This is a genomic window from Streptomyces sp. NPDC060205, assembly GCF_042728395.1.
GTDB lineage: Bacteria > Actinomycetota > Actinomycetes > Streptomycetales > Streptomycetaceae > Streptomyces.
In genome coordinates, this window is sequence record NZ_JBHWZP010000219.1 from 1 (window position 1) to 15767 (window position 15767).

17 protein-coding genes are annotated in these 15767 nt (G+C 73.1%); 5 read left to right on the forward strand and 12 right to left on the reverse strand.

All coding sequences use genetic code 11. From position 1 onward, the window contains the following. Nucleotides 1-104: 104 nt before the first annotated feature. From ACFWGJ_RS30290 to ACFWGJ_RS30320, 7 genes are all read right to left on the reverse strand, one after another. Nucleotides 105-1112, reverse strand: a complete 1008-nt coding sequence (locus ACFWGJ_RS30290; RefSeq protein ID WP_387331044.1) for a tetratricopeptide repeat protein — start codon at nt 1110-1112, stop codon at nt 105-107. 117 nt (nt 1113-1229) lie between these two features. Beyond that, nucleotides 1230-2552, reverse strand: coding sequence for an HD-GYP domain-containing protein (locus tag ACFWGJ_RS30295; RefSeq protein WP_387331047.1), 1323 nt, complete (start codon nt 2550-2552; stop codon nt 1230-1232). Continuing rightward, on the reverse strand, nt 2549-3988 hold the full coding sequence (locus ACFWGJ_RS30300) for an HD-GYP domain-containing protein (RefSeq protein WP_387331075.1): 1440 nt from the start codon (nt 3986-3988) through the stop codon (nt 2549-2551). The genes ACFWGJ_RS30295 and ACFWGJ_RS30300 overlap by 4 nt, the downstream gene beginning before the upstream one ends. Before the next feature lie 258 nt (nt 3989-4246). Further along, the gene (locus tag ACFWGJ_RS30305; RefSeq protein WP_267027183.1) at nt 4247-4636 is read right to left on the reverse strand and encodes a roadblock/LC7 domain-containing protein; all 390 of its coding nucleotides are present in this window, start codon (nt 4634-4636) and stop codon (nt 4247-4249) included. A gap of 49 nt (nt 4637-4685) precedes the next feature. Continuing rightward, on the reverse strand, nt 4686-4835 hold the full coding sequence (locus ACFWGJ_RS30310; RefSeq protein WP_387331050.1) for a hypothetical protein: 150 nt from the start codon (nt 4833-4835) through the stop codon (nt 4686-4688). Nucleotides 4836-5605: 770 nt separating this feature from the next. Then, complete coding sequence (locus ACFWGJ_RS30315; RefSeq protein WP_387331053.1) at nt 5606-6664, reverse strand: DUF4388 domain-containing protein; 1059 nt, start codon at nt 6662-6664, stop codon at nt 5606-5608. Next, the gene (locus ACFWGJ_RS30320; RefSeq protein ID WP_225891471.1) at nt 6661-7026 is read right to left on the reverse strand and encodes a hypothetical protein; all 366 of its coding nucleotides are present in this window, start codon (nt 7024-7026) and stop codon (nt 6661-6663) included. Before ACFWGJ_RS30320 ends, ACFWGJ_RS30315 begins: the two co-directional genes overlap by 4 nt. Nucleotides 7027-7188: 162 nt before the next feature. Here ACFWGJ_RS30320 and ACFWGJ_RS30325 point away from each other — a divergent pair, with 162 nt between their 5' ends. Then, on the forward strand, nt 7189-7554 hold the full coding sequence (locus ACFWGJ_RS30325) for a hypothetical protein (RefSeq protein WP_387331056.1): 366 nt from the start codon (nt 7189-7191) through the stop codon (nt 7552-7554). A gap of 167 nt (nt 7555-7721) precedes the next feature. Here ACFWGJ_RS30325 and rsrA read toward each other — a convergent pair whose 3' ends face one another. From rsrA to ACFWGJ_RS30345, 4 genes are all read right to left on the reverse strand, one after another. Next, a complete protein-coding gene (gene rsrA / locus ACFWGJ_RS30330) occupies nt 7722-8039 on the reverse strand; it encodes a mycothiol system anti-sigma-R factor (RefSeq protein ID WP_387331059.1) in 318 nt (105 codons plus the stop codon). Next, on the reverse strand, nt 8036-8716 hold the full coding sequence (sigR, locus tag ACFWGJ_RS30335; RefSeq protein WP_055507026.1) for an RNA polymerase sigma factor SigR: 681 nt from the start codon (nt 8714-8716) through the stop codon (nt 8036-8038). The genes rsrA and sigR overlap by 4 nt, the downstream gene beginning before the upstream one ends. A gap of 278 nt (nt 8717-8994) precedes the next feature. Continuing rightward, the gene (locus tag ACFWGJ_RS30340; protein ID WP_387331079.1) at nt 8995-9573 is read right to left on the reverse strand and encodes an alpha/beta family hydrolase; all 579 of its coding nucleotides are present in this window, start codon (nt 9571-9573) and stop codon (nt 8995-8997) included. A gap of 199 nt (nt 9574-9772) precedes the next feature. Next, nucleotides 9773-10588, reverse strand: a complete 816-nt coding sequence (locus ACFWGJ_RS30345; RefSeq protein ID WP_387331061.1) for an SOS response-associated peptidase — start codon at nt 10586-10588, stop codon at nt 9773-9775. 328 nt (nt 10589-10916) lie between these two features. Here ACFWGJ_RS30345 and ACFWGJ_RS30350 point away from each other — a divergent pair, with 328 nt between their 5' ends. The 4 genes from ACFWGJ_RS30350 to ACFWGJ_RS30365 all read left to right on the forward strand — a co-directional run bounded on the left by ACFWGJ_RS30350 (nt 10917) and on the right by ACFWGJ_RS30365 (nt 14652). After that, nucleotides 10917-11639 carry a M50 family metallopeptidase gene (locus ACFWGJ_RS30350; RefSeq protein ID WP_387331064.1) on the forward strand — a complete coding sequence of 241 codons (723 nt, stop codon included), beginning with the start codon at nt 10917-10919 and terminating at the stop codon, nt 11637-11639. A gap of 203 nt (nt 11640-11842) precedes the next feature. Then, entirely contained in the window at nt 11843-13159 is a 1317-nt protein-coding gene (aroA, locus tag ACFWGJ_RS30355; RefSeq protein WP_387331067.1) for a 3-phosphoshikimate 1-carboxyvinyltransferase, read from the forward strand. Nucleotides 13160-13175: 16 nt separating this feature from the next. Then, the gene (rsgA, locus tag ACFWGJ_RS30360; protein ID WP_387331070.1) at nt 13176-14186 is read left to right on the forward strand and encodes a ribosome small subunit-dependent GTPase A; all 1011 of its coding nucleotides are present in this window, start codon (nt 13176-13178) and stop codon (nt 14184-14186) included. 142 nt (nt 14187-14328) lie between these two features. After that, nucleotides 14329-14652, forward strand: a complete 324-nt coding sequence (locus ACFWGJ_RS30365) for a multidrug efflux SMR transporter (RefSeq protein WP_107021413.1) — start codon at nt 14329-14331, stop codon at nt 14650-14652. Between the two features lie 89 nt (nt 14653-14741). On the opposite strand, the gene ACFWGJ_RS30370 is transcribed toward ACFWGJ_RS30365, so the two are convergent. Further along, complete coding sequence (locus ACFWGJ_RS30370; protein ID WP_210889920.1) at nt 14742-15356, reverse strand: TetR/AcrR family transcriptional regulator; 615 nt, start codon at nt 15354-15356, stop codon at nt 14742-14744. Between the last annotated feature and the right edge of the window lie 411 nt (nt 15357-15767).

Below are 15767 nucleotides of genomic sequence, written 5' to 3' on the forward strand. Positions count from 1 at the left end.
GGACAGGAGCCGCCCCGCAGGGGCGCTCCTGTCAGGGGCGCGGGGAACTGCGCGACCGGCCACGACGGACCCGCACCCGGCGGACCAGCCCTGCAGCCCGGTTGCTAACAAACCTCTTCGAGGTCACGCCAGTCCCGCGAATCGGGACTGTCGGCGACCCACCCGTCCAGCAGCCCCCGGACGAGCGAGGCCGGGGCCGCGAGGCCGCATTCCCGCTCCGGCACCCACAACTGCCCGTCGGTCCGGTGCCCGAGCGGCCCGGGATGCCCCGGCTCACTGTGATCGTGCGGATCGAGATGCTCCCCGTCCCCCTCGTCGGACGGCATCCGCGACTCGGAACACATCCGGCACAGCAGCCGCACGGACGACGACCAGTCCTCCGCTGCGAACCCCGCGTCGGCCGCGAGCCGCTCCAGGGCGTCCCGGTCGTCCTCGGTCTCCGCCTCCAGGAGCACGACCCAGGTGGGCATCGGCGAGGGCGCCCACAGCTCGATCTCGTCGAAGACGGGATACGCGTGCCCCGCCGCGGTCGTCCGCTCCCCGTGGGGAACTCCGTCGTGCAGGACGACCTCGCCCCAGCGCCGTCCGGAGGACGGCAGCGGGATGGAGAGGACCTCGATACGGGCGGGGTCGAGCCGCCGCCCCCACACGACCTCGGCCTCGCCCTCGGGCGACAGCCGTACGGCCGCGCTGCCGAGGTCCATGCCCACCGGCTCGCCGGAGGCGCCGGCGCCCGCGCCGGGCCGGGGCCGCGAGGCACCGCCGGGCACCCGCAGGCCGTACGCCTGCCAGGCCCGCCGGGCCAGCGGCCAGTCCTGAAGGGCGGTCGCCGCGATGCCGACGTTCCACCAATCGGGGGCCCCGGTCTCCCGGTCGAGCAGTGCCACGGCCCGCAGACCGGCCGCGCGCGCCTGTTCCCAGTCGTGCCGGAACTTGTGCAGCAGCGCGAGGTTGAACCAGGACTCGGAAAGCCAGGGTTCCAGGTCCGCCGCACGTGTCAGCAGCGCCCCCGCGTCCTCGTACCGGCCGTCGCCGATGAGGGTGAACGCACGGTCGGTGGCCTGCCGCCATGAGGCGGAGGGCCGGTGCCGTCCCTTGCCGAAGATCCTCACGATTCCCGCCTGCCAGTTCGTTGAAGAGCGTGCAGCCTCGGGCTGGACTGTGCCCCCTGATGTCCTCTTCCTCGCATCCAACCACGGACGCGCGGAGGGGCGCTCATTACCCATGGGTTACCCAGCCAGAGGCAAGGTAAGACCGTCTCTCGCCAGCACCCTGGCCAGCGACTCGACGACCTCGGGCCGGTAGTCGCGCGCGGTGCCCAGCCGCAGCTCCTCCAGCGCCTTCAGCGGCCCACCGGGGCCCGCTTCCCCGGTTATCTCCTCGTACGCGTTCACGGCCCGCACGATCGACGCGCTGACCGGTTGCTCCCGGTACGGGTCCGCCTGCCGCTCCACCACGACGGCGACCTCGGCGGCCACCCCCGTCTGGCGCACCACCGCGCCGCCGAGCAGGGCGATGCGCCGCTGTTCGGCGGGGGCCAGGGCGGCCGTGGCACCGGCGGGTACGGGGTCGACGAGCGAGAGCTGGCCGATGTCGTGCATCAGGGCCGCGTACTCCAGAACGGTCAGCTCGGGTCCGGACAGGCCCAGCTCGCGGCCGACGGCCCGGCTGAGCGCCGCCACCCGTCGGGCGTGCCCCGCCGGGGTGTAACCGGCTATCTCGGTGGCCCGGGCGAGGGAGGCGATGGTCTGGCGGTAGGTGGTCCGTACGGCCGCGTACCGCCGGAAGGACAGCTGGGTGAGCAGCAGCGGCAGGGAGAACACGGGCAGCGCCCACAGGCCCGCGACGGCGACCGCGAGCGCCATCACGGCCCCGGTCGCGCAGACCGCCGACCCGATGCCGAGGGTGCCGCGCAGTTCGTCCCGCAGCAGCGGTCCGAAGGGCCACCGGGTGCGTGCGTGCGCCATGGCCGCGGCCAGCACGGCGTCCCAGAGCGCGGTGAGCAGGAGCAGCGCGACGACGAGCGCCGCGTACGCGGGTCCGGTCCCGGCCCACTCCGCCAGCCTGCCCTCGTTGTAGAGGGGCTGGAAGCACACCGCCGCGAACCCGACGGTCAGGACGCGCCGGGTGAGATGGTCCGCGGTGGGTCCGCGGCCCTTCGCCACGTGCGGCACGCAGCCCAGCAGGGAGGCGGCCGTGACCACGGCGACGATCTGCGGAACCCCGTCGTGGGTGGGGTGGCCGGCGTTCTCGCCGAGCAGCGCGTAGGCGAGGGCCCCGGCGGCGGCCAGCGGCGCCGACTCACGTTCCTCCGCGCCGCTCCACCGGGCCAGCTCCCCCACGCCGATGAGCAGGGCGAAGGCGAGAGCGGCCCCCCGCTCCTCGATCCCGCCCCAGAAGGTGACGGCGAGGGCGGCCACGGCGGCCAGCGCGGCACCGGCCCGCACGAGCGTGAGGGCGAGCGGGACGCGGAGAGGGTCCGCGCCGGGCGGCGGGAGCGGTCCGGGGTGGCCCGCGGCGGGCGGGAGCGGTCCCCTGCTGATCGTGCTCATGGGCCGGACCCGCTCCCGCCGACGGTTCCACGGCGGGGGTCCGGGCCGGCCGCCCGGTCGTGGCCGCGGCGGGGCTCCCGGTCGGTGGGCGGGCGGGGAGCCGGTGGGTGGTGGCGCTCGGCGTGCGGCGGCGTCTCGTCCGCCGTCACCGCGGGATGCCATCCCTGCCTCACGAGCGCCCGTACGAAGGCCTCCACCATCCGCGGGTCGAACTGGGCCCCGGCGCACCGCTCCAGTTCCTCCAGCGCCACCGGGACCGGCCGCGCCCGACGGTAGGAGCGGGTCGACGTCATCGCGTCGAAGGCGTCCGCCACCGCCACCACCCGGGCGAACTCCGGGATCTGGCCTCCCTTCAGCCCGTACGGATAGCCGCTCCCGTCGAGCCGTTCGTGGTGGTGCAGGATCGCCGACCTGGCCTCGCCGAGGAAGCCGATCCCGCGGACCATCTCGTGTCCGTACTCGGGATGCAGCTCGATCACCCGGCGTTCCTCGGGCGTCAGCGGCCCGTCCTTGCGCAGCAGCCGGGTGGGGACCCCGAGCTTGCCCACGTCGTGCAGGATGCCGGCGAACCGGAGCACCTCGGCCCGTTCGTCGTCCATGCCCAGTTCACGGGCGATCATCATCGACGCCTGCCCCACCCGTTCGCTGTGCCCGCGGGTGTAGCCGTCCTTGATGTCGACGGCCTGCACGAGCGCCCGGATGGTGGCCCGGTGGGCGGCCCGCTCCCGGTGGTACTGGGCGAACACCCACCACGACACGTACATCGGCAGCAGCACGAGCAGCGCGGCGGCCGGCCCGTACGGGCTGCGCCAGAGCACCGCCATCATCAGCCCGGCGAGCCCGTGCACGGCGACGGGCGCGAGCGAGCGCAGGAACAGCCCGCGCCAGGCGGCCCGGACCGGCACCCGTTCGGCGAGCGCCAGGATGCCGCCGTCCAGCACGGTCAGGACCAGGCAGAAGGCCACCACAGCGGCGCCGGCGGCGACCAGGGCGTAGGGGAAGTGGGACGTGACGACCGCGTCCCTGCCGCCCAGCGACCAGTGGACCTTCGAGGCCGCCCAGGTACTGAGCGCGAGCTGCGCGGCCCGCCACACCCGGCGCAGCCACCTCGGCCGCTGCTCGACGCGGGCCAGCAGCGCCCCCGGCAGCGGTACGAGCGCGGCGGCGGGCGGTGGCAGCAGGAAGGCGGCGGCGAGCATGACCGGTGTGTGCCATCTGAGGGAGGCCCCGGTCTCGCCGGACGCGCCCGCGCCCTCGGGGCCGCCGTCACCCGCGAAGCGGCTCGCGGCGAACAGTTCGCACGCCGCGCAGAGCACCGCGAACAGGGCCACCGCCGACCAGGGGGCGCGGGTGTCCGGAACGGGCACGGCACAGAAGGCCGCGGCGAGCGCGGTGCAGACGACGTAGACGCGCGCCCACGGCGGGACCGACCGCATGGCGCAGCCCTCCTCCCGCTCCCGCTCGAACCACCTCGCACAGGCCAGGCCGCGTACGGGCCCTCGGGACATGGACGATAGGGCGGTCGGGTGGGGCGCGGGGGAGGCATGGGCCGATTCACCGGGCCACGGGAGGAGATTCGCCCGTTCGAGTGAGCCGCGCGTTCGTACGAGGGCGCGCACCCGGCCGCGACCGGATGTCTGTACGAACCCGGGTACGGGTCCACCGACGCCCGGGCCGCCTTCCGGGCGGGCGGTTCAGCGCGCCACGTCGGCCGCGAGCGCCTGGGTCAACTGCTCCACCGTGGCGGGTGATTCCCGCTGGAGCGCGGCGAGGTCGAGGCCGTCGTCGCCCACCACGGTCAGCAGGGCCCGGTCGCCCACGGCCATCACGATGACGTGCCCCGAGCCGCACCGCGCCACGACCTCGCGCAGCGCGCCGACGCTCGTCTGGTCGGCCATCCGGCGGGCCACGCCGAGGGTCGCGGCGGCGAGCGCGGCGACGGACTCGGCGTGGGACGAGTCCGTGTCGGCGACCACGAGAAGTCCGTCCGCCGTGGACAGGACGCTTTCGGAGACCCCCATCACCCGGTCGCGCAGAGAGGTCAGGATCTCGGTGAGGGGATTGGGCTGCGACGTGTCGCTCATGGCGCTCCTTGCTGCGTGCATGTGTGGTCGTGGTGCGGTCGGAGCGGTGTCAGTCGGTGTCCGGAAGTGCGCCCAGGCCCCGTCGGACCCGGCGCAGCATGTCGAGGGAGGGCTGATCGGCGGCCAGTTCCTCGGGCGACAGCGGACGCAGCGCGAACGGCGGCGCCGAGGCCGACGAGGGGTCCCCCCGCACGGGCAACGGCGGCAGCCGCTCCCCAAACGCGGCCGCCGAGCTGCCCGTCCCCGGACCCGCTCCACGGGCGCCCCCCGGCCGAGCCACCGCCACCCCGTCCGACCCCCCGCCACCCGCCCCCGGCCCGGCGTCCGCCCCCGGCCCGGCGTCCGGCACCGACGAGGTGTCGGGCCCTGACGCGCCGTCCGATCCCGGCCCGCTGTTCGCTCCCGGTACGCCGTCCCGGGCGGGCGGATTGCCCGACCCTGACACGGCACCCGACCCCGGCCCGGCATCCGGTCCGGTGTCCGAACCCGATACGCCGACCGGCACCGGCCCGGTGACGTCCGTTCCCGGTCCGGTGTCCGGCACCGACGAAGTGTCGGGCCCTGACACGGCGCCCGACCCCGGCCCGCCATCCGGTCCGGTGTCCGAACCCGATACGCCGACCGATACCGGCCCGGCGGCGTCCGTTCCGGGTACGCCGTCCCGTGCCGGCGCGGTGTCCCGTGCCGGTCCGGCGTCCGATCCCGGAGCACCGTCCCGTGCCGGCGCGGTGCCCCGTGCCGGCGCCGTGCCCCGTGCCCCCACGCCGTCCGGACCCGGCGTGGTGTCCGGACCCGGCAGGGTGTCCGGACCCGGCAGGGTGTCCGGACCCGGCAGGGTGTCCGGACCCGGCAGGGTGTCCGGACCCGGCGCGGTGTCCGGGCCCCGGGTCCGGCGATGTGCGGTCCGTCGGGTCTCGGCGGCCGTCCCCCGCCGAAGACGCTTCGCCGCCCGGCGTCTGCTGAAACTCACTAGCCCCCGTGCCCCCCGGTCGTTCCCGCGGGCAATGCGTCGCTTCCCTCGGCGGACGCCTCCCCCGGCGGGCCTTCCCGCGCCTGCCCGTCCGGCACATGGGCCACAGACCCGTGGGCCGCGCGTGCCTGCCCGTCCCGTACGACGGCGTCGGGTGCCTGGCCGTCATGGTCCCGGGCCTCAGGCACCTGGCCGTCGCGCGGCCGGCTCTCACGTGTCCGGGTCTCCCCCGGCCACGAGCCGCCGCCCCGCGTACGCCTCGGCAGCGGCGCCGCCTTCGCGGCGGGCTCGGCCCGCGCGGGGCCCGGCTCCGACGCGTCCGGCGCGCCGCGTCCGGGCAGCACCCGCGGTGCGGTGCTGGGCCGGCCCTCGGTAGGGGCGCCCGTGTCCCAGCGGATGAGGTCCTGGGCCTCCAGACGGGTCAGGTCCAGCATGATCGCGTACAGCCCGCGCCCGAGCGTGAAGGCCATGTCCCGGGCGGTACGGCGGCCGTTGACCGTGCTCAGTACGGACCGGTGGCGGTCCGGGAGGCCACGGCGCAGACCGGCGTCGGGTACCGCCGAGGGACGTATCCGGGCGAGTTCGCCCGGCGCCCCCCACGTCCCGGAGAGCCGCACGATGCGCCGGGTGGTCTCCTCGGTCAGCCGCCGCGGCTCCACACCGGGACCGGCGTGCAGGACGGGCTCCGGGCCGTCCAGCGTCCAGCCGCCGGGCGGACCGATCGCCATCGCGAAGGCCGCGTCGAACACCGACGCGGCGCACACGACCTCCAGTTCGGCGGCACCGATCAGACCGGCGGACACCAGGTACCCGCCCAGCCGGTCCGTGTCGGGCTCCGCCGCGCAGGCGGCCAGCCAGGTCTCGTCGTCGAGGCGGCCCGGTGTGAGGAGCACCGAGGTGGCGGCCGGGGCGCCCGGCGTCTCGACCGCGACGATCAGACCGCCCCGCAGATGAATCGTTCCGCCTGGCGATCCGGAGACCCGGACGGTCCCGCTGTACCCCTCTTCGTGCAACCCCTGCAACAGCGCGGGCAGATTGCGTGCCTCGGCTGTCGTCATGCGAGCACCTCGGCGGCCCGGTCGGCCAGACTCCGCGTGGCGAGCGCCAGATTGGCCCGTTCCCGGTCCATCCCCGCGGTCAGCAGCAGCGGATCGCCGACCGGCCGCGCGACGGCGAGCAGCACCTGATGGCGCCGCGTGCTGGTCATGATCACACTCTCCAACTCCCCCTCGGCGCCCGCCCGCCCCAGTCGTTCGGCGATGAGTGCCGCGAGTTCGGCGCACTCGGCGCCGTCCCCCGCCTCTTCCGCGTTCCCGGCCACCCCGTAGGTGAGGCCGGTGACCGCGTCGACCAGGGCGACGCCGGTGACCCCGGGGGAGTCGAGAAGCCGGACCAGGGAGGCATCAACGGCCGTCGTCATTACCCCGTTCCCCTTCACGTCTTGACGTCGCACACTACTTTGAGCTTCAACTTACGCAACAGGCGCCATATTTTGTATTTTGTGGCGCACTAGCCGCTTGTGTTCGATCGTAGTTGTACGGGCAACGACCGAACAGCGTCACCGAGGAATTGGGGCAGCAGTATGAACATCGAGACCGCGCTCAAGGAAGCCATGTCCGTGGAAGGTGCCATCGGCGTCTCCCTCGTCGACTACGAGAGCGGCATGGCACTGGGCACGCTCGGCGGCGGACCGACGCTGGACCTGGAACTCGCGTCGGCGGGCAACACCGAGGTGATGCGCGCGAAGCTGCGGACTCTCTCCTCGCTGGCGATGGACGACACCATCGAGGACATCCTGATCACGCTGGGCAAGCAGTACCACCTGATACGCCCGCTCACCGCGAGCGGCGGCACGCTCTTCCTGTACCTCGCCCTGGACCGCGGCCGCAGCAACCTGGCGCTGGCCCGGCACAGCCTGAAGAGGATCGAAACGTCGCTGGAGGTCTGACGCCGGGCCCTGTGCCCCGCAAACCCCCGCACACGCACCCGTAATGCCCAGAAGCCGGACCGGCTGAACCGGTCCGGCGTCGGGCAGCCCTCAGGGGCTCGGGGTGTTTCGGGCTTCGGGGCGTGAAGGCTCCGAAACCGCGGTGCTCCAGCGCTCCGAGGCCCGTCTCAGCCCTCGGCAGCGGCGCCGCGCGCGTCCGCGGCCGTCACCTCGTGCTCGGGCACGGCCTGCCCGGAGCGGATCAGCTCGATACGGCCCATGACCTTGGCCCGCAGATCGATCGGGACGTCGTCCTGACCGCAGCACCGCTTCACGAGCTTCTTCACGGCCTGCTCAAGTCCGTACTTCTCAAGGCACGGTGAGCACTCCTCGAAGTGCACCTCGAACTTGGTGCAGTCGGCATCGGGCATCTCGTGGTCGAGGAACTCGTAGAGATGATCGAGTACTTCACTGCAGTCCGTCTCGTGCGGCTCTCCGCAGCTCATGAGCCCGAGCCTTTCGTTCCGTCCGACTCTCCGGCGCCCGCCGGGACCAGGCCGCGGTCCTTGGCGTAGTCCTCCAGCATGCCGCGCAACTGACGGCGGCCCCTGTGCAGGCGGGACATCACCGTACCGATGGGTGTCCCCATGATGTCCGCGATCTCCTTGTACGCAAAGCCCTCGACGTCCGCGAGATAGACGGCGATACGGAACTCCTCGGGGATCGCCTGCAGCGCCGACTTCACGTCCGAGTCGGGCAGGTGGTCGAGCGCCTGCGACTCGGCGGAACGCAGACCGGTCGACATGTGCGACTCGGCACGCGCCAGCTGCCAGTCCTCGATCTCCTCGGCGGCGGACCGCTGGGGCTCGCGCTGCTTCTTGCGGTACGAGTTGATGAAGGTGTTGGTGAGGATCCTGTACAGCCACGCCTTGAGGTTGGTGCCCTCACGGAACTGGTGGAAGGACGCGTACGCCTTCGCGTACGTCTCCTGCACCAGGTCCTCGGCGTCGGCCGGGTTCCGCGTCATGCGCAGCGCGGCCGAGTACATCTGGTCGAGGAACTCCAGCGCGTCCCGCTCGAAGCGCACATTGCGCTCGGCGGTGGACTCGCTGCTGCCCGTGTCCTCGGGCTGCTCCGCCTGGCCGTTTTCGGTCCCTGCGTCGGTCCCTGTGACCGGACCCACCTCCTCCAGAGTCTTGGTGGGGCCGAAACCGGTCCCACCTGAATCGGAGAATAGACGACCTGCGGTCGCGGCGGCTTGCCGATCCGGTCCGCCCGCCACCCGAACAGGGGCGGTCTTCGCCGCGTGCAGCACCGACCACTCCAGGTCTGTGCTGCTGCCACGGCTCGGGCAGATGGTCGAACCCATGCGGCGGACTTCCTCTCGTACGACGTCTCCCAGCACACCTTCCGTGCTGTCTGATCCGCACAACAGTGGTCCGGTGCGCAACATTCCCGGGGTCACGGGAGTGACGAAACCCACTTCAGGACGCCGTCCGTGATGACCGTCAGCGCCTGGTCCTGGCCGACCGGGGCACGCTTCGGTACGGCGAACCCGTGATCGCCGTACGGCACCTCGACGAGCTCGTACGAGGCCGGTCCGGTCCGGCGCGGGAACTCCTCGGGGCGTCCGAACGGGTCGTTGCCGCCCTGTACGACGAGCGTGGGCACCCCGGCGCCGAGCAGTTCGTCGGCGCGGGACTTCTCCGGCCGGCCCGGCGGGTGCAGGGGGAAGCTGAGCGCGAGGACGGCGTGGGCGCCCAGTTCGGTGGCCGTGCGGCAGGCGACCCGGGCTCCGGCGCTGCGGCCGCCCGCGACGACGGGGAGCCCCGGTGCGGCGAGCGCGGGCCACAGGCCACGCCAGCCCGCGTCCAGCGTCTTCGGCGCGGGCGCGAGCTTCTTTCCCGCGACCCGCCAGGGCTGTTCGACGAGAGCCACGGTCACTCCGTGCGCGGGCAGCACGGCGGCGAGTGCGCGCAGGTCGCGCGCCTCGATCCCGCCGCCGGCGCCGTGGCTGACGGCCAGCACGAGCCGCGCCACCGTCCGGGTTGCACCGGCTGTCCCGGTCGCACCAGCCGTCCCGGTCGCACCGGCCTTCCCGCTCGCACCGGCCTTCCCGGCCTCGGCGGCCTTGGGCGCTTTCTCTGCCCTCTCTGCCCTCTCCGCCTTCTCTGCGTGGTGCCAGGTGATCCGGGCCGTGCCCGCGTCCGTCTCGACCGTCTGCGTCACATGTGTCACGTCAGAAGAGTGTGCCCTCCTCGGGCCCCTCCAGCTCCTTCAGCAGCTCCGGGCCGTTGTTGCGGACGTTGCTCACCGCCGTGGAGACGGGATACGCCCGCATCAGGCCCTCGGGCGGCGGCGCGAGCAGGGAGCGCAGGTCCTCGACGTCCGTGCGGGAGGGGTCGAGCCAGGCGTCCCAGCGGTCCGGGGTGAGCATCAGCGGCATACGCGGGTGGATGTCGGCGAGCGAACGCGGGCCCTCCTCGGGGCCGACCGCGAGCGGGGACGTCTCCGCCTCCGTGGTGATGACGGAGCAGGTCGCCCACCAGGCGCGGGGGTGGTCGTCCGGCAGCGTCCTGTCCCGCCAGAACTCGTACAGCCCGGCCATCGCGAAGACCGAGCCGTCGGCGGGGAGCACGAAGTACGGCTGCTTGCGGGGCCGCTTCTTCTTGCCCTCCACCTCCAGGTCGCGCTCGCCGGTGCCGGTGACCCACTCGTAGTAGCCGTCGGCCGGTATGACGCAGCGCCGGGAGGTGAAGGCACGCCGGAACGAGGGCTTCTCGTGGACGGTCTCGGCACGGGCGTTGATCATCCGGGCGCCGCCCTCGGGCGTCTTCGACCAGGAGGGGATCAGGCCCCACTTGAGGCGGCGCAGCTGACGCACCGGCGCGGGGTCCTCGGCGCCCTTGAGTGGACGGTCCAGGACCGCGTAGACCTCTTTGGTCGGAGCCACGTTGAAATCGGGGTCGAGAGCCTCCTGCGGCTCCCACTTCTCGATCTCGAAGACTCCCGCGAGGTCCTCGGGGCCACGACTGGCCGCGTACCGTCCGCACATCTGGAACCACCCCTCCGACCTGACGCAATCGTGAACCTACATCGTCGCAGTCACCGTCTCGGCGGCTTCCGGGATCCCGCCCTTTTTCCGGAGCGGTCCGAGGCGCTCCGGAGCGGTTCACAGGTGTCTCCGGGCCTGCGCACAGCAGCCAAGGGTAGAGCAGGTACCCCGTACTCATCCGGGACTGCACGGCTATGACCTGCGTCTTGACCGTCCGGAACGATCCCCGTCCCTTCCGCGTCTCACATACCGTCCGCTCATACATGTCAGACTGCGTCGCCCACGCGCAAACCCCTGCCGACAGCGCCAAAGGGAGCCCGAGCCACCAATGGACAGCACCGCAGCCACCTCGCTGGCGACCGTCTGGGACGAGGTCTTCGGGAGCCAGCCCGACCCCGACACCTGGGTCGTGGTCGCCACGATGGTGGCCGCGCTGGCCGTGATCGTGCCGCACCCGGTGTGGCGGCTCTCCCGGAACGCCATCACGATCGCCCACGAGGGCGGCCACGGTCTGGTCGCGCTGCTCACGGGCCGCAGCCTCAGCGGCATCCGGCTGCACTCCGACACCAGCGGTCTCACCGTCAGCCGCGGCAAGCCGACCGGCCTCGGCATGATCCTCACGGCGGCCTCGGGCTACACGGCTCCCCCGCTGCTCGGCCTCGGCGGCGCCGCGCTGCTGGCGGCCGGTCACATCACCGCCCTGCTCTGGCTGGCCACCCTGCTGCTCGTGGCCATGCTGGTGATGATCCGCAACGCGTACGGCGCCCTCACGGTCCTCGTCACCGGCGGCACGTTCGTGGCGGTGTCCTGGCTGGCCGGTCCCCAGGTGCAGGCGGCGTTCGCGTACGCCGTCGTCTGGTTCCTGCTGCTCGGCGGAGTCCGCCCGGCCTTCGAACTCCAGGCCAAGCGCTCACGCGGCGGAGCGGGCGACTCGGACGCGGACCAGCTGTCCCGCCTGACGCACATACCGGCGGGCCTGTGGCTGTTCCTCTTCCACGCGGTCTCCCTGTGCTCACTCCTGGCCGGCGCCAACTGGCTCCTGGACCTGTAGGTCCAGAGGGGCGCGCGCCCCTCTGGACGGGGCGCAGCCCCTTCCCTGAGGGGCGCGGGGAACTGCGCGACAAGCCACACACGGCCCGCAGCCGCCCGACCACACCAGCCTCCCGAGCTCTCAGGCGCACCCCCCACCCCCTCGGAGCGCACCACCGCTTTCGATCAAGATCTCCGCAACGGGCGAACCCTTAAAGTGAGGGCATGCCCGTTAACCCCGCACTCACCGCCCTCTGGCCCGCCCCGCACGCGAGCGGAGCCGTCGACGCGACGGTCCACGTGCCCGGGTCCAAGTCGGTCACCAACCGCGCGCTCGTCCTCGCGGCACTCGCCGCCGAGCCCGGCTGGCTCCGCCGCCCGCTGCGTTCCCGCGACACTCTCCTGATGGCCGGCGCCCTGCGGGCGATGGGCGTCGGGATCGAGGAGGGCGTGGGCCCCGACGGTTCCGGCGAGGCATGGCGTGTCATCCCCTCGGGTCTGCAGGGCCCGACCACGATCGACGTGGGCAACGCCGGCACGGTGATGCGCTTCCTGCCGCCGGTCGCCGCACTGGCCGACGGCCCCGTCCGCTTCGACGGCGACCCCCGCTCGTACGAGCGGCCGCTGCACGGCGTCATCGACGGCCTGCGCGCCCTCGGGGCCCGGATCGACGACGACAGCCGCGGCGCGCTGCCGCTGACCGTGCAGGGCAGCGGGGCGCTGGAGGGCGGTCCCGTCGAGATCGACGCGTCCTCGTCCTCGCAGTTCGTGTCGGCGCTGCTGCTGTCAGGACCGCGTTTCAACCAGGGCGTGGAGGTACGGCACACGGGCTCCACGCTGCCGTCCATGCCGCACATCCGGATGACCGTCGACATGCTGCGCTCGATCGGCGCCCAGGTGGACACCCCGGAGTCGGGCGGCGAGCCGAACGTCTGGCGGGTCACGCCGGGCGCGCTGCTGGGCCGCGATCTGACGGTCGAGCCGGATCTGTCGAACGCCCAGCCGTTCCTGGCCGCCGCGCTGGTCACCGGCGGTACGGTCGTCATCCCCGACTGGCCCGCCCGCACCACCCAGCCGGGTGACAGGCTGCGCGAGATCTTCACCGAGATGGGCGGTTCCTGCGAACTGACCGAGCGGGGACTTGAGTTCACCGGTTCCGGCTCGATCCACGGCCTCGACGTGGACCTGGGCGAGGTCGGCGAGCTGACCCCGGGCATCGCGGCGGTCGCGGCGCTGGCCGACTCCCCCTCGACCCTCACCGGCGTGGCCCATCTGCGGCTGCACGAGACGGACCGGCTGGCCGCGCTCACCAAGGAGATCAACGAACTCGGCGGCGACGTCACCGAGACCGCCGACGGTCTCCACATCCGCCCGCGCCCGCTGCACGGCGGCGTCTTCCACACGTACGACGACCACCGCATGGCGACCGCGGGCGCGATCATCGGCCTCGCGGTCGAGGGCGTACAGATCGAGAACGTGGCGACGACGGCGAAGACCCTGCCGGACTTCCCCGCGCTGTGGACCGGAATGCTCGGGAACTGACGGGCGGACCGGGATCATGCGCCGTTACGGCAAGCACACCGACGAGGACGACATCCCCTCGCGTCCGAACCGCAAGGGCAACCGCCCCCGGACGAACATCCGGCCCAAGCACGAGGACGCGGCCGAGGGCATGGTCCTCACCGTCGACCGCGGCCGGCTGACCTGCCTCGTGGACGACCGCGTGGTCTTCGCCATGAAGGCACGCGAGCTGGGCCGCAAGGCGGCGGTCGTCGGCGACCGGGTGGCCCTCGTCGGCGATCTGAGCGGCAAGAAGGACACCCTCGCCCGGATCGTCCGCATCGAGCCGCGGACCTCGGTCCTGCGCCGCACGGCGGACGACGACGATCCGTACGAGCGCGTGGTCGTCGCCAACGCCGACCAGCTGGCCATCGTCACGGCCCTCGCCGACCCGGAGCCGCGCCCCCGCCTGATCGACCGCTGTCTGGTCGCGGCGTACGCGGGGGGCCTCGACCCGCTCCTCGTCCTCACCAAGTCGGACCTGGCGTCCCCCGACGAACTCCTGGAGCTGTACGGGGCCCTGGGCGTCCCGTACGTCGTCACGAGCCGCGAGGAGCTGGAGAGCGGCGAGGCCGTCGACCGCGTACGCAAGCAGCTGGACGGCAAGATCACGGCGTTCGTCGGGCACTCGGGCGTGGGCAAGACGACGCTGGTCAACGCGCTCGTGTCGACGGAGCGACGGCGGACCACGGGTGTCGTCAACGCGGTCACGGGCCGGGGCAGGCACACCACGACCTCGGCGCGCGCGGTCCCGCTGCCGGGCGACGAGGGCTGGCTCGTCGACACGCCGGGCGTGCGGTCCTTCGGGCTGCACCATGTGGACCCCTCGCAGGTCATCAAGGCGTTCCCCGACCTGGAGCCCGGCACGGAGGGCTGCCCGCGCGCGTGCAGCCACGACGAGCCGGACTGCGCGCTGGACGCGTGGGTCGCCGAGGGGCACGCGGACCCGGCCCGCCTCTACTCGCTGCGCCGGCTGCTGTCGACCAGGGAGCGCCGCGAGGGCGACTGATCGCCGCACGCCCTCTGAGGTGATGCCCTCTGTCGTGATGGCCGGTGTGGCGATGACCTCTGTGTTGTTTGCGTCCCTGTCGCGACGGTAAGGGCATAATCGCACCAAGTCCGAGCGGTCACGGAGCGTGGGAGGGCATCACATGGCGTGGCTGCTGGTCGTCGTGGCGGGCTTCCTGGAGACGGGTTTCGCCGTCTGCCTCAAGCTCTCCCACGGCTTCACGAGACTCTGGCCGACGATCGCCTTCTGCGTCTTCGCACTGGGCAGCTTCGGCCTGCTCACCCTGTCCCTGAAGAAGCTCGACGTGGGCCCGGCCTACGCGGTGTGGACGGGCATCGGCGCGGCCGGTACCGCCATCTACGGCATGATCTTCCTCGACGACCTGGTCTCCACGCTGAAGATCGTCTCGATCTCGCTCGTGATCATAGGAGTCATCGGCCTGCAGCTGTCCGGCTCGTCCCACTGAACCGGCTCTCTCCCTGCGGCGGGGGCTCTCCCCGTCCGCGCGGGCACCTCCCCGTCCGCGCAGGCACCTCCCCGATCCGCGCAGGCATGTCAGACCACGGAGCGCACCGTGGCGAGCGCGTTGCGGACCAGCCCCGCCGTGCCTCCCTCGCCCGCCGGTGCCAGCACGCACGACACCCCCAGCCGTACGGCGAGTTCACAGGCCCGGGCCAGCTCCGCCGCCTCCGTCTTCGACCCGCCGTGCACGGCGAGCGAGGCGACGGCCCGGTCCCGTACCAGCGCCACGAAGTCGCCGGGCGAGGGCAACGGCCCGTCGGCCCGGCGCTGGGCGGGCACGGCCGAGGACGACGGCACGGCGGACAGCGTCGGTGAGGGCAGCCGCTCTCCCCAGCATCCCGTGAGCATCGCGCGCACCAGCACGTTCCCCCGGGCCGCGGACGCGGTCCACTCCGCGGCGGCGGCCAGCCGTTCCCGGGGCTCGGGCCGGCTCACCAGAGCCCGCTCCACCCCGGCGAGATAGGCGTCCGCCTCCCGTCGTACGAGCGCGCGGGCGAGGCCTTCCTTGCTCCCGAACTCGTTGTAGAGGGTCTGCCGGGAGACCCCGGCGACGGCGGCGACATCGACCATCCGCACGGCGGACCACGGACGGCGTCCGAGTGCCGTGTAGGCGGCGTCCAGTAGGGATTCCCGCGCTGCAGGCATCATCGCCTCCCTGGGGCGATCGGCTCTGCGCATCAGAGTTGACGGGCCCGGGGGCACTGTCAAGACCTCGCACGCCCTACGGGGCGCACGCGGCCCGCGCCCGCGGGGGTGTGCGCCCGTGGGCGCGGTCTTGAGCGGGGCCCGGCCGCGTGTCGGGTGCGGGTCCGCTGTGGCTGAGCGCGCAGTTCCCCGCGCCCCTAAAGCCGGGGCTGCGCCCCAGCCTCTCGCCCCTTAGGGGCGCGAGGAACTGCGCGGCCAACCACGACGCTCCCGCACCCGAGGATCGCCCCCGAGGCCCCACCCCCTCAGGGACGCGGGGAACGGCGCAGTCTTTTCGCCTTGAGGGGGCGCGGGGAACGGCGCACCTGCAAGGGGCGCGGGGAACTGCGCGCTCAGCCACAGCGGACCCGCACC